The sequence below is a fragment of the Ectothiorhodospira sp. 9100 genome, from assembly GCF_022227565.1.
Taxonomy (GTDB): domain Bacteria; phylum Pseudomonadota; class Gammaproteobacteria; order Ectothiorhodospirales; family Ectothiorhodospiraceae; genus Ectothiorhodospira; species Ectothiorhodospira marina.
This window is the reverse complement of record NZ_JAJNAN010000067.1, coordinates 1-11,763: the sequence shown is the minus strand read 5'-3', so window position 1 is coordinate 11,763 and position 11,763 is coordinate 1. Positions and strand designations below refer to the sequence as shown.

Here is an 11,763-nt window from a genome sequence, read left to right as displayed (position 1 = left end):
AACTGTGTGAATTCCTGGAAGTAGTGCTCCAGGGCCTCCTTCCAGGGGCTGTCGTGATCCGTGGGCCTGTCGGTGTCTTGAGTAGTCATGCGCAGTCCTGTTGCAAGGGAGAAGGGTGGCAGACACCTTGAATCCCCCAGTTATCGCGGGCGATGGCTATCACGTGTTTATCATAGCCGACAGGCCGGGATCAGTCGGTTGCCGATGCGGCCATGGCCTGGAATGCGGTGCTGAAAAAGGTGACAGACCCCTTTAGTCCCTCAGCCTTTGTCGATGACGGCCCTGAGGCAGTAGTGGGTGCTGCCGGAGAAAAAGGTGACAGAAAAAGGTGACAGACACCTTTAGCCGCGCAGCACGCCATAAGCTGGCCGATGCTCCGGTTCCAGCATGTATGCACCGAGGACGGGCGCCTCCAGGTCCAGATCCACCAGCAAAACGGTACGTCCCTGGCGAACCAGTTCACGCCCCCACAGCATCATGGCCGTAGAACGGCCCAAACCGTTATATCCGCCGCGATACAGGTGCGTCTGGCCTGGAGGAGGCATTCCGGAATCTCGTGTAGCTGGACGTCAATCAGTCAGTAGCTTCAATTGCGGTTCAATGGGCGAGTGCTGTCATACCAGTTCTGGTTGCTCGTGTCGCAGAATCTCTTCGGCAATAGGACCAAAAAATTGGCGTGTCATGCTGAAAAAGGACTTGAGTTTTCCAGAAACAGGTAAAAGATCCACCGTCGCCAGGCTGTGCAGGTCCATTTTGTTATCCAGGTGTTCGTCAAACAATTCGCTCAGCTCATCCCACCACTGTCTACGTTCACTCCGCAAAAACTGGCTGTTGAGGTTAAGGACGTCGATGGTGTAGTGGGCCCGCTCGCTGTCCCAGTCATCCAGGTTTTCTTTGGGCACAATGCGACCATCTGAAAGGTAAGAAAAGAATCTGTCACAGTCGGACTGATGAGGTGAGACAAATCTTTGCATATCCACAGCGCGTTGTTTATCTGGTGCGTGCCCTCCGAAAAGATCAGAGCCGGCTAATTGCTGATGGCCTTTTAGAACACCGATTCTCTGTGCCTCCATAGCACTGGCCGCGAGGTTAGCGTAATCAAATGTCTGTTTCGGGTTCTGGCTTTTGTTTTCCACATGCTCGATGTGAAAGCCTATGCCGTAGGCGTTCGCGTCCAATTCGCTATAACAGCACAGATGGAACTGCTCATCCAGCAGATAGTTCATCACCTCCGGTTTGTGACTGAAGCTTCGCCATCGGCTGGAGGCTTGTTTGCCCGTTTGTGGGGGCGTTTGGTTTGCCTGATTAAGATGATAGCCACCGTCTCCCTGTTTGGTGATTCTCCTCATCTTCGAAGCGCCTTCTGCCTTTCGATGCTGCGCTCCAAGCGCTGCAGTTGGGGGTGTTTTTCACCCAAAGCCTTTACCAAACGAGAACTCAAAGATTTTGCTTCATGACTGTCATGGAATCCTTGATCAACCAATTCAGTCAGGCGTTGGAGATCATCTTTCTCATCAACTGGTGGCTGTGGATCCACCAACATCACAGCCTGGAGTACATTGTTGCTCGGTTCACCATAGGTGCTGGCCAGTGGTTGTCCTGCTGTCGCATCACCGGCAGCATCACTTTGGATAACACGGATATTCTCCCGCCGAATGGTGCTCAATACCTGGGGGCTATGTGTGGTAACGACAAACTGGATGCGGGGAAACGCATCGCGCAGGGTTTGAATGACCGTTTGTTGCCACTCCGGATGAAGGTGCATGTCCACTTCGTCAATCAAGGCGATACCTTGTGTTGCCTGCTGTGCCATTGCACCCATTTGGGGGTTGAGCTTGGCGCAGCGCCACGCTAGGTCGGCGACCAGAGAGACCATGGCACGCACACCGTCGCTGAGTTGCGAAACAGGTAACACGCCCATATCCGGGTGGGTCATGGCTAATTCTTCGTGTTGAACACTGTAGTGAAAGTCGCCCCAACCCTGGGTTTGCAGCACTTTATCCACCGTGTTCTGGACGCCTTCGATCTGGTCTCCCAGCGTGTAGCTTTCGTAGGCATCCCTGCTTTTTTGTTGCAACACGGCCAGCGTGGCTTTGGTCATCCACTGTTGAACCTGGGTAAAACTCGATGCAGAGCTGAAACAGTCTTCGTAACCCATGGTGCGGCTGGTGCTGAGCACAGCCTTGCGGCTGATGTTTTTGTGGGCATTCCACAAACGGCCGGAGCCATAGTACGCCAATAGTGGTAGGTCGACGGGCTCCAGCCCCCGCACACGCTCCATGAGCGCTTTGCCCAGGTGGGTCAGCTCGGTGGCACCTTTAACCGTAGTTCGGCCTTTGGCTCTCAGTTCGCGGACCACGGGGGCATTTAAATGCTCCAGCGTTGCTTCAATGCGAACCGGGAAAACTTGCTCATTATCCGAGCGGCCTTGCAGGCGCTGGTATCGGGCATCACGATATTCGATGGACTTGGATCTACCCAGATCAAAGGCCCCGACAAACGTACCCAGTGCCACCGTGGCTGCATCCAGCACGCTTGTCTTACCCTGGCCATTCCTGGCAGCCAGAACAGTCAGTTCTGGATGAAAAGAAACCTCCAGGCGTTGAAAACGCCGGAAATTACTCAGCGCGAGCGTGTTGAGCTTCATTTACCTGGCTCCTCAGGGAGCTGTTTTCGATGTGATGCGGGTTCTTTGCAGCAACCGGCAACCGCCCCCGTGTCTGGATGGCGTGGCCGGGGGTGCCCGCAGCCTGGTAGCCGATGAACAGGACATTGTGGCATTCGTCCCCAAGCATGCGTTTGAGGTAGTTGACCACGCGGCCTCCGGCGGCCATGCCGCTGGCGGCGATCACCACGGCCGGGCGGCCGGCGCGGGCCAGGTAGTCCACAGTTTGCAGGTGGGCTTCGTGGCTGTCCACAGTATAAAGGTTGTCGAAGGCCAGGGGGTGGCGGCCGGCGTGGAGGCGCTGGTGGGCTTCGGCGTCCCAGTAGGGTTTGAGGTCGCGGTAGGCCTGGGTGAAGCGGGCGGCGAGGGGGGAGTCGACGATGACGGGGAAGTGGGGGCACGTCAGCTTGGGGGGTGGTGTTAGCTTGGGTGGAGGGGACGGATTTGAAATCCGTCCCCGGGAGATTTTGGAAAAAGGTGACAGACCCCTTTAGTCCGCTCAGTTCTGCGGCCAGGTTGCGCTGCGGGTTGTCCTGGAGCAGTCGCAGGAGGCGGTATTGGATGTCTTCGCGTTGCATGGGGAAGTTGGGCACGCTACTGTCGGGTCGGTACGCCTTGGGAGGCCCGTCCTGGGGGTGTTGGGTTGGTTCGTTCAGGGGGTGAACGAAAGGGGGTAGGGTAATGGGTGATGGGGGGATGGCAAGGGGTCAGTGCTTGAACAGCGTATCAAGGCTTTCAGCAAAGAGGATCTCATCGGACCAGGCTTCCAGTTGGTCGACATCCGCTGCCTCCAGCTGCTCTGAAACCCAATGGGGCAAGTCCCCAAAGCGCTTTCTCAGCTGCCGCTGCAGAATACGCCGGGCTTCCAGTTGACGACCCTGACCAACCCCCTGCTGAAGCCCTTGTTCAAGCCCCTGCGCCATCCCTTGCTGATGTGCTTTCTCACGTTCAGCGCGTTCAATGGTGTTTACATAAGGCATCTTCTTTTCCTCCTGTATGGCGTAGACCGCCTGCACAAAACCCGGTTCCAGCTCTCTGGGCAGTTGGATCATCCAGTCGATGATCTTGAACAGCCGCACGATCTGCTCGCGACTGTAGCCCCGTTCGTACAGCAGTCGGACCAGGGCAATCTTGACATCCTTGCGCGTGGCGCCATCCTTGATGCGCTTGGCCTTGATCTGCGCCATCACCACCAGGGCAAAGACGTTATCGCTGGCTTCCAGATCCGCCCAGCGGGCTTCCCGGTCGATCAGCTGAGCAAATCCTTCCTCCGGCTCGCCCTGGACTTCCACGTGGATGAGCACCCAGGTCTCACTGCCATCACGGGCATACACCTGGATCAACTTGTCCGCATGGCGTCGACCCGTGTTGGCGTCCGCCGTGATCTGCTGCAGTTCCTTGTCCATGGGGTTGTAACCCCGGGACCAGTCCACCTCATGGTGGATCGCCGGGAACAGCAACTGTGTGAATTCCTGGAAGTAGTGCTCCAGGGCCTCCTTCCAGGGGCTGTCGTGATCGGTGGGCCTGTCGGTGTCTTGAGCGGTCATGCGCAGTCCTGTTGCAAGGGAGAAGGGCCGGGGATGAGGGGCGGGATAGGCACTGTGCCAGCCCTTCCCCCCCTCACCCCAACCCCTCTCCCCCTGGGGGAGAGGGGCTTGGAATGGGAAAAGGTGTCTGTCCCCTTTTGAAGGGTTTCACAGTTTGGGGTGTTCGAGTTGTATTCCCCCGGCGGGTGTGGAGGATGATGTGTGTCGCCACTGATGGCAGTCAGGGATGAGCTGGCAATGCGTCATGGATGATCCAACGGATGGATTCTGCCGCGCGACATGGGCCCCGCCACAAGGATTGTGGCGGGGCCCACCTCTTTGTGGGGTGCTGCGAATAAAAAGGTGACAGACCCCTTTTTCACGACCAGGACACGCCATGGGCAATCACCACGACACCGGCTACAAGGAGCTGTTCAGCTACCCCGAGCTTGTTCGGCAGCTCATTGAGGGGTTTGCGCCACCGGAGGTGTCGGCGATGATGGATTTCTCCACCCTCACGGACCATAGTGGAAACTATGTCACCCCGCTGTTTGGTGAGAAGTTCGAGGACAAGGTCTGGTCGGTGGAAGTGGCTTGGGATGGCGTTCGGCAGCGGGTGTTCGTGTATCTGCTTCTGGAGTTTCAGTCCACGGTGGACCACCGCCTGCCGATCCGGATGCTGCATTATGTGGCGTGTTTCTACGACCATCTCATCAAGACCAAGGTGACCACGGCTAGAAAGGGCATGCCGCCGATCTTCCCCGTGGTGCTCTACAGTGGCTCCAGGCGCTGGACGGCCCGAGAGGACATCTACCGGATGATCAGGCCGGAACCGCCGGGGTTTCTATGCGTCTACCAGCCGCACCTGCGCTATTATCTGGTGGATGAGTCCCGGTTCAGCGAGGAGGAGTTGGCCCGGCGCGATACGCCTCTGAGTGGTGTTTTTGGGGTGGAGAATGCGTCTAAGGATCTGCAGGCCTTGCAGTTGGCCATAGATCGTTTGGTGGCGAGTATCCGGGCGCATCCTGAGAAGTCGCGCCTGGACGAGGTGATCACCCGCTGGCTGAATCGTCACCTGAAGCGTCTGGAGGCTGGTGTGGAGCTGGACCGGGTCAACAGTTTGGTGGAGGACAAGGCGATGCTGGCGGAGAATCTTGAGACGTTGGTTGAGAGGGAGCGGCAGAAGAGTCGGCAGGAAGGGCGGCAGGAGGGACAGCGTCTGACGGCGATCAATCTCCTTAAGCTGGGCATGCTCACTGAAGAGCAGATTTCCCAGACCACGGGTTTGCCTCTGGCCGAGGTGAAGGCGCTGCAGTCGGGGCAACCCCACTGACTGGTCGCGACGATAAAGGGTGTCTGTCCCCTTTTGAAGGGTTTCACAGTTGGATACGCCCAGTTCTGCGACCAGGTTGCGTTGCGGGTTGTCCTGGAGGAGGCGCAGAAGGCGATATTGGATGTCTTCGCGCTGCATGGGGGATGGCAAGGAATCAGTGCCTGAGCAGCGTATCAAGGCTTTCAGCAAAGAGAATCTCATCAGACCAGGCTTCCAGTTGGTCGACATCCGCCGCCTCCAGCTGCTCTGAAACCCAATGGGGCAGGTCCCCAAAGCGCTTTCTCAGCTGCCGCTGCAGAATACGCCGGGCTTCCAGTTGACGACCCTGACCAACCCCCTGTTCACGCCCCTGTTCGAGCCCCTGCGCCATCCCCTGCTGAAGCGCTTTCTCACGCTCAACGCGTTCAATGGTGTTCACGTAAGGCATCTTCTTTTCCTCCTGTATGGCGTAGACCGCCTGCACAAAACCCGGTTCCAGCTCTCTGGGCAGTTGGATCATCCAGTCGATGATCTTGAACAGCCGCACGATCTGCTCGCGACTGTAGCCCCGTTCGCAGTGCAAGAGTGCCTGTCCCTCTCGCCGTCGCCGCCGTCGCAGCTGTGTTCAATTTTAGAGCTTGCGAAAGATCAAAAACACGACGTTCTCAATTTTTGGCCACTACAGGGAATAGTTCATAGTTGACCTGCCAGTTTGGCGCTGGCCAGGCGATTGAGGCTCACCCCCTGCTCAGCCGCCATCAACACAAGCTGACGGTGCAACTCAGGCGGTATGCGTACCCGAAATTCACCACTATAACGTCGCTCTGCCAAAGGCTCGGGTACCGGCTCACCGTTTGCCTTGAGGTCTGTGACCACCTCGGCAACCACACCCCTTATACCGCTCAGCGCAGCTTCAGGCGTCTCTGCCAGCCAGCTCAGCGAAGGGAACTCCACACACAAACCTACATGCTCTGCATCCTCGGGCGACCACGTAACCCGATAGGTGTAGTGATCCAGGCTCATCTCTGCCCCTCCAGTTTGTCGATCGCCTGCAGCACCTGCCGTACCTGATAAGGCTTGGCTTTGCCGCCGGCATCCTGAATATTGACACGCGGATTGCCCGGCCAAGGCGTTTTGAATATCAGGTGACTTGTACCTGATTGGCGCGGCTCTCCAAAATAGGCCACGCAGACCTTGCGTAAATCGGAAAAACGAACATTCGCCGGCTCTCTTCGCAGCAGATCGAGTAGTTTTTCGATAGACGCCATGTCATAAATGGTTCCACTATTGGACCCTTCTGTCAAGTTACCCAGACGCGCCCGGGTCTACCAGTCCCGGTGAATCAATCCAGACATCTCCCCGCAGAGTCCACCCACACTCTGCCACCGTCCCGACTCCCTCACCGGGGAAATAATCTGGAAAAGGTGTCTGTGCGGCCTGGCAAGGCCGCATGTTCTAGCGGGTGAGAGTCCCGCCTGGGTAACCGTGAGCCGCGGGCCCAGTATCGGGCCTTGCGGCGCGACTGGTAACAGGCGCGTCGATGCGTAGGCACGAAAGCAGGCGAGGTGCAAAGGTAACGAGTGAAGCCGACCCTGAAGGTGATGAGCCCCGAAAAATTCCAGTTGGAAAGTGCCGACGGGTTAGACACCCCGGCAGGCAACAACCCGTGACGCGCTCCGGCGAGTGGCGCGGGTACTTCCCGCGGAAAAGGTGTCTGTCCCCTTTTGAAGGGTTTCACAGTTTGGGGTGTTCGAGTTGTATTCCCCCGGCGGGTGTGGAGGATGATGTGTGTCGCCACTGATGGCAGTCAGGGATGAGCTGGCAATGCGTCATGGATGATCCAACGGATGGATCCTGCCGCGCGACATGGGGCCCCGCCACAAGGATTGTGGCGGGGCCCAACTCTTTTGGGGTGCGGTGAATAAAAGGTGACAATAAAAGGTGACAGACCCCTTTAGCCTCTCGGGTGCGGGCGCTGCCGATGGATACGCCCAGTTCCGCGGTCAGGTCGGGCTGCATGGGGGGGCACGCTACCGCCGGGTCGGTGCGCCTTGGGGGGATGGCAAGGAATCAGTGCTTGAACAGCGTATCAAGGCTTTCAGCAAAGAGAATCTCATCAGACCAGGCTTCCAGTTGGTCGACATCCGCCGCCTCCAGCTGCTCTGAAACCCAATGGGGCAAGTCCCCAAAGCGCTTTCTCAGCTGCCGCTGCAGAATACGCCGGGCTTCCAGTTGACGACCCTGACCAACCCCCTGCTCAAGCCCTTGTTCAAGCCCCTGCGCCATCCCCTGCTGAAGCGCTTTCTCACGCTCAACGCGTTCAATGGTGTTCACGTAAGGCATCTTCTTTTCCTCCTGTATGGCGTAGACCGCCTGCATACGGCTTGAAGAGTACTGGACAGGAGGGTGCTTGGCATGGCCAATACCCGGTGCGCAATCATGTAGATCCCCGCAGCAGCGGGACTGAACAGGATGGCAAACAGGATTGGCGGTAGCTGCGAACCGGCGGTGTTGAACAGCCCACCCCAGGTGGAGTAAATGGGGAAACCGCACATAACGCCCAGCCGCCGCGCGTATGTCGCGCCAGCGGACCCAGCAGATAGCCGCCCAACTGGACGCTGACCGTGGCAATGGCCTGAGTGAGCTTGGTGCGGGCGATCGGCGTGAAGGCCTTCACGCGGATCGCCCAGTAGTTGAAGACCTGATAGATGCCGCTGAGCAGCAGGGCCAGGGGCAGCAGCCACAGGTAGCTGGCCAGGGCCGGGGTGTTGAACACATCGGCGATGGGCTGGGCGAAGAAGATCACCAGCACGGTGGCCAGCAGGCTCATGTCGGCCACAATGATCAGTCCCAGGACGACCACGTGGGCCGCTTCCTCGTCGCTTTCTGGCAACGGGATGGCGAGCTGGTAGCGCAGACTGGCGATCACGCTCAGGATGCCCAGCAGGGCGGCGAACACGGCCAGCAGCCCGAAGTCTTCCGGGCTGTACAGGCGGGTGAGTAGTGGCGAGGCCAGGATGGTGATGCCCTGTCCGGCCGCGGTGCCGCCGGCGAGGATGGAAACGCTGCGGGCAAAGCGGCTCTTGGGCAGAGCGCGCCGAAAGGTGTCTTTGATCACGAGGTTGAGTGTGTTCGGGTTAACCGTGGGCTTCGGCGACGGCCTGCACGACCCGCTCCTGCTCCCCGTCTCCCAGCATGGGGTGCATCGGCAGGCTGATCACCCGTTGGCTGATGCGCTCAGACACCGGCAATCCATCTGCCGCGTGACGGGCCTGGTCGGTGGTGAACGCGGGCTGGTGATGCAGGGGCACGGGATAGTGGACGGCGGTGGGGATGCCTTGGGCCTTGAGGGCATCCTGTACCGCGTGAAGGGGGTGGTGATCACTTCGTCGCCGGGGCCGATGCCCAAGGCCATCATGGCGATCAGCAGGGTGTCGGTGCCGCTGCTGGCGGTGATGCAATGAGCCACGCCCACGTAGTCGGCCAGGCGGGTTTCCAGTTCGCGGACTTCGGGGCCCATGATGTATTGGCCGTGGTGGAGGACCCGGTGAATACCCTGCTCCAGCGCGGAGCGGATCGTCTCCTGCTGGGCCTTGAGGTCGATGAAGGCGGGGTTCTGTTCCGTGGCCGCTGTGGCCGCTGGCTCTTCGCAGTATGTGTGAGGGCTGATGGCCCGTTCCGGGTGGGCGTTCAGGATGCGCTGGTCGCGGGTCAGCAGGCGGATGCCACCGGGTGGAAAGCGATCGAGGGCGCGGATGAGCTGTTCGTCTTGCGGGTCGTCGCTATCGAAGACCGGTCCTTCCCCGGTCAGGGCGGCGAGCCAGTGCTTGTCGGCTGTGAAGTGCTTGAGAAGAGCCCGTGCACGCGCCTGGTATTCGGGATTGCTCTGTATGGGATCCGCTCTTTCGGCATCCTGCCGCTTGAGTTCGCGCAGGAGGTTATATTCCATCGTTTGCACGCTGCCAGTGTAGACCCAGAGTCGGCCGCCACGGTCGGCGCAGTGAACAAGGGCATCGGCCGCCTGCTCCGCAAAAGGAGAGCGGTGGGCGCACAGGTCGATGGCGATGTTGACGTCGATCAGTAAATCTTCCATGGGTTCCTCAGTCTGGCCGGCCTTGTTCAGAACGCAGAGTGGAGCGCTCCTCGGCGGCATCGAGCCGCTCTTGCTTCTCTTCGGTCCACGCCGAAAGACTCAGCTCTGCGGGTCGTGCAGCAGTGCGAATGGTATCCAGTTCTGCAAGCATTCTGCTTGCCCGAGGGCCCGCTTCAGGTCGGGGTGCTGCAGAGGACTCGTTGGGCTCAAGAGCGTCATCGGGAATAGTGAGTTCGACACGGATGCGCCCAGGCCTGAGTTTCAGCGGCGGGGGTAATTCCAGGCGCCCGTGGTGATCCAGGGTGGCGTCGATCTTCATGGCTGGACTCTCGTAACAGTGTTGTTGTGCAGGTGGTAGCGCATGCCAGTGAACCGTTACTTCAGCAACTCGGTCAACCTGGATTCGAAGCGGGCGGCCCAGGGGCTTTGCTGGATGACCTTTTGCGGCTCGATGCACTCGCGGTATTTCTCAAGTGCCTTCGCTGAGGTCACGCTCGATGTTCTCCAGTGCTGAGTGACCCATCGATGAGATGATAGTGCGTTCCAGTCACTGCGCACCGGGCAGTGCCATGTCCTTCCAGCGGCAGGTCCAGCCGTTCGCCGTGTTCGCTCATCCAGCCGATCTGCCGGGCGGGCACGCCGGCCATGAGGGCATAGGGTTTCACGTCCTTGTTGATCACGGCGCCGGCGCCGATGAAGGCGTGTTCGCCGATGGTGGTGCCGCACACGATGGTGCAGTTGGCGCCCAGGGTGGCGCCGCGCCTGACTCGCGTGGGGCGGTATTCATCCTTGCGAGGGACGGCCGAGCGGGGGTTGTAGACGTTGGTGAACACCATGCTGGGGCCGCAGAAGACATCATCTTCCAGGGTGACGTCGTCGCAGACGGAGACATTGTTCTGTATCTTGACGTTGTTGCCGATGACCACCCGGTTGCCCACGAACACGTTCTGGCCCAGGGAGCAGCCCTGGCCGATCACGGCCCCGCTGCACACGTGAACCCAGTGCCAGATGCGGGTGCCGGCGCCGATTTGTGCGCCTTCGTCGACGATGGCGGTGGGGTGTATCTGGGGAGACATCAGTATTCCAGGGGCAGGGAGATGGTTTTGCCGTCGCGGGCGGAGAGGTAGGCGGCGATGAGCACTTCCAGGGAGCGCAGGCCTTCGCGGCCGTCGGTTTCGGGTTCGGCCTCGCCGCGCAGCACATCAACCACGTTCTTGTAGTAGAGGGGGTGGCCGTAGACGGAGGTGGTTTCGTAGTTGGCCTGACGGACGTTTTCGTCGTAGTCGCGTTCGTCTTCGAATTCCCAGTGCTGGATTTCGTTGACGGCCACGCCGCCGACACGGACGGTGCCTTTTTCACCCAGGATGGTGATGGAGCCTTCGAAGTTCTTGGGGTAGGCGAGCATGGTGACGTTCATGGAGCCCAGGGCGCCGTTGCGCCAGCGGATGTTGAGCACGCCGCTGTCTTCCACCTCGATGTCGCGTGCCAGGGCGCCGGTCATGGCCTGCACATCGGCCACGGGGCCGATGAGCCAGTCGATGAGGTCCACGTAGTGGGAGGCCTGGTTCATGAAGGCGCCGCCGTCCAGTTCCCAGGTGCCGCGCCACTTGGCGGAGTCGTAGTAGTCCTGGGGGCGGGTCCAGAAGACGTTGATGTTCACCATGTGGATGCGGCCGAAGCGTTTTTCCTCCACAGCGCGCTTGAGCAGTTGCAGGGTGGCGTTGCGGCGGTTTTGCTTGACCACGAAGAGGCGCACGCGGGCCTTGTCGCAGGCCTTGACCATGCGCTGGCCATCGCTCCAGCGGGTGGCCATGGGTTTTTCGGTCATCACGTTCACGCTGGCGGCGGCGGCTATTTCCACCTGTTCCGGGTGCAGGCCGCTGGGGGTGCAGATGGTGACCAGATCCAGGTCTTCCTTTTTCAGCATGTCTTCCAGGTGCTGGTAGCCGGGCACGCCGTGTTCCTGGGCGTGGCCTGCAGGCGGGCTTGGTCGGTGTCGCAGACGGCGGCCAGTTCCAGGTCATCGCTGTGGGTCTGGATGGATCCGAAGTGGTTCTTGGCAATGCGCCCGCAGCCGACGACGGCGATGCGGATTTTGCGGTTGTTGATGTGGGTGAACATGGTGGTTCCTGTACTGACTCGATTTGTCCCGAGGGTGTTAGTGGTT

Annotated in this window: 13 protein-coding genes and 3 pseudogenes; 1 reads left to right on the top strand and 15 read right to left on the bottom strand. The window is 59.6% G+C overall.

The genetic code is table 11. The features are described 5' to 3' along the window. Nucleotides 1-341 precede the first annotated feature (341 nt). The 5 genes and pseudogenes from LPW29_RS14085 to LPW29_RS14065 all read right to left on the bottom strand — a co-directional run bounded on the left by LPW29_RS14085 (nucleotide 342) and on the right by LPW29_RS14065 (nucleotide 4,212). A complete protein-coding gene (locus LPW29_RS14085) occupies nucleotides 342-497 on the bottom strand; it encodes a hypothetical protein (RefSeq protein ID WP_238628534.1) in 156 nt (51 codons plus the stop codon). 117 nt (nucleotides 498-614) lie between these two features. Next, on the bottom strand, nucleotides 615-1,349 hold the full coding sequence (locus LPW29_RS14080; protein WP_255705863.1) for a retron system putative HNH endonuclease: 735 nt from the start codon (nucleotides 1,347-1,349) through the stop codon (nucleotides 615-617). After that, nucleotides 1,346-2,647, bottom strand: coding sequence for an AAA family ATPase (locus LPW29_RS14075; protein WP_238628532.1), 1,302 nt, complete (start codon nucleotides 2,645-2,647; stop codon nucleotides 1,346-1,348). Before LPW29_RS14075 ends, LPW29_RS14080 begins: the two co-directional genes overlap by 4 nt. Before the next feature lie 64 nt (nucleotides 2,648-2,711). Further along, a pseudogene (locus tag LPW29_RS14070) lies at nucleotides 2,712-3,050 on the bottom strand (MBL fold metallo-hydrolase); the annotation flags it as partial. Nucleotides 3,051-3,372: 322 nt separating this feature from the next. Further along, nucleotides 3,373-4,212 (bottom strand): DUF4351 domain-containing protein, encoded by an 840-nt coding sequence (locus tag LPW29_RS14065; protein ID WP_238628531.1) that lies wholly within the window; start codon nucleotides 4,210-4,212, stop codon nucleotides 3,373-3,375. A gap of 376 nt (nucleotides 4,213-4,588) precedes the next feature. Here LPW29_RS14065 and LPW29_RS14060 point away from each other — a divergent pair, with 376 nt between their 5' ends. Continuing rightward, nucleotides 4,589-5,524, top strand: coding sequence for an Rpn family recombination-promoting nuclease/putative transposase (locus tag LPW29_RS14060; protein WP_238628530.1), 936 nt, complete (start codon nucleotides 4,589-4,591; stop codon nucleotides 5,522-5,524). 154 nt (nucleotides 5,525-5,678) lie between these two features. Here the strand turns inward: LPW29_RS14060 and LPW29_RS14055 are convergent, their stop codons facing one another. From LPW29_RS14055 to LPW29_RS15675, 10 genes and pseudogenes are all read right to left on the bottom strand, one after another. Beyond that, entirely contained in the window at nucleotides 5,679-6,086 is a 408-nt protein-coding gene (locus LPW29_RS14055; RefSeq protein ID WP_238628529.1) for a DUF4351 domain-containing protein, read from the bottom strand. A 110-nt stretch (nucleotides 6,087-6,196) separates the two neighbouring features. After that, nucleotides 6,197-6,526: a type II toxin-antitoxin system HicB family antitoxin gene (locus tag LPW29_RS14050; protein ID WP_238628528.1), complete on the bottom strand. Its 330-nt coding sequence runs from the start codon at nucleotides 6,524-6,526 to the stop codon at nucleotides 6,197-6,199. Further along, nucleotides 6,523-6,771, bottom strand: coding sequence for a toxin HicA (locus LPW29_RS14045; protein WP_238628527.1), 249 nt, complete (start codon nucleotides 6,769-6,771; stop codon nucleotides 6,523-6,525). The genes LPW29_RS14050 and LPW29_RS14045 overlap by 4 nt, the downstream gene beginning before the upstream one ends. An 802-nt stretch (nucleotides 6,772-7,573) precedes the next feature. Next, entirely contained in the window at nucleotides 7,574-7,846 is a 273-nt protein-coding gene (locus LPW29_RS14040; protein ID WP_238628526.1) for a DUF4351 domain-containing protein, read from the bottom strand. 94 nt (nucleotides 7,847-7,940) lie between these two features. Then, a complete protein-coding gene (locus LPW29_RS14035; protein WP_238628525.1) occupies nucleotides 7,941-8,621 on the bottom strand; it encodes a lipopolysaccharide biosynthesis protein in 681 nt (226 codons plus the stop codon). A 19-nt stretch (nucleotides 8,622-8,640) separates the two neighbouring features. Continuing rightward, complete coding sequence (locus LPW29_RS15680) at nucleotides 8,641-8,814, bottom strand: DegT/DnrJ/EryC1/StrS family aminotransferase (protein WP_238628524.1); 174 nt, start codon at nucleotides 8,812-8,814, stop codon at nucleotides 8,641-8,643. A 53-nt stretch (nucleotides 8,815-8,867) separates the two neighbouring features. Then, nucleotides 8,868-9,107 (bottom strand): annotated as a pseudogene (locus LPW29_RS15810) (DegT/DnrJ/EryC1/StrS family aminotransferase); the annotation flags it as partial. A gap of 496 nt (nucleotides 9,108-9,603) precedes the next feature. Continuing rightward, complete coding sequence (locus tag LPW29_RS14020; RefSeq protein WP_238628523.1) at nucleotides 9,604-9,915, bottom strand: hypothetical protein; 312 nt, start codon at nucleotides 9,913-9,915, stop codon at nucleotides 9,604-9,606. 169 nt (nucleotides 9,916-10,084) lie between these two features. Continuing rightward, nucleotides 10,085-10,672, bottom strand: coding sequence for an acyltransferase (locus LPW29_RS14015; RefSeq protein WP_238628522.1), 588 nt, complete (start codon nucleotides 10,670-10,672; stop codon nucleotides 10,085-10,087). Then, nucleotides 10,672-11,717, bottom strand: a pseudogene (locus tag LPW29_RS15675) (Gfo/Idh/MocA family protein). The gene LPW29_RS14015 and the pseudogene LPW29_RS15675 overlap by 1 nt, the downstream one beginning before the upstream one ends. Nucleotides 11,718-11,763: the final 46 nt, after the last annotated feature.

Bases quoted from the DNA above. Each gene is read 5' to 3' on its own strand.
- LPW29_RS14080 (WP_255705863.1), bottom strand. From the start codon at position 1,349: ATGAGGAGAATCACCAAACAGGGAGACGGTGGCTATCATCTTAATCAG.
- LPW29_RS14060 (WP_238628530.1), top strand. From the start codon at position 4,589: ATGGGCAATCACCACGACACCGGCTACAAGGAGCTGTTCAGCTACCCC.
- LPW29_RS14065 (WP_238628531.1), bottom strand. From the start codon at position 4,212: ATGACCGCTCAAGACACCGACAGGCCCACCGATCACGACAGCCCCTGG.
- LPW29_RS14050 (WP_238628528.1), bottom strand. From the start codon at position 6,526: ATGAGCCTGGATCACTACACCTATCGGGTTACGTGGTCGCCCGAGGAT.
- LPW29_RS14075 (WP_238628532.1), bottom strand. From the start codon at position 2,647: ATGAAGCTCAACACGCTCGCGCTGAGTAATTTCCGGCGTTTTCAACGC.
- LPW29_RS14045 (WP_238628527.1), bottom strand. From the start codon at position 6,771: ATGGCGTCTATCGAAAAACTACTCGATCTGCTGCGAAGAGAGCCGGCG.
- LPW29_RS14015 (WP_238628522.1), bottom strand. From the start codon at position 10,672: ATGTCTCCCCAGATACACCCCACCGCCATCGTCGACGAAGGCGCACAA.
- LPW29_RS14040 (WP_238628526.1), bottom strand. From the start codon at position 7,846: ATGCCTTACGTGAACACCATTGAACGCGTTGAGCGTGAGAAAGCGCTT.
- LPW29_RS14020 (WP_238628523.1), bottom strand. From the start codon at position 9,915: ATGAAGATCGACGCCACCCTGGATCACCACGGGCGCCTGGAATTACCC.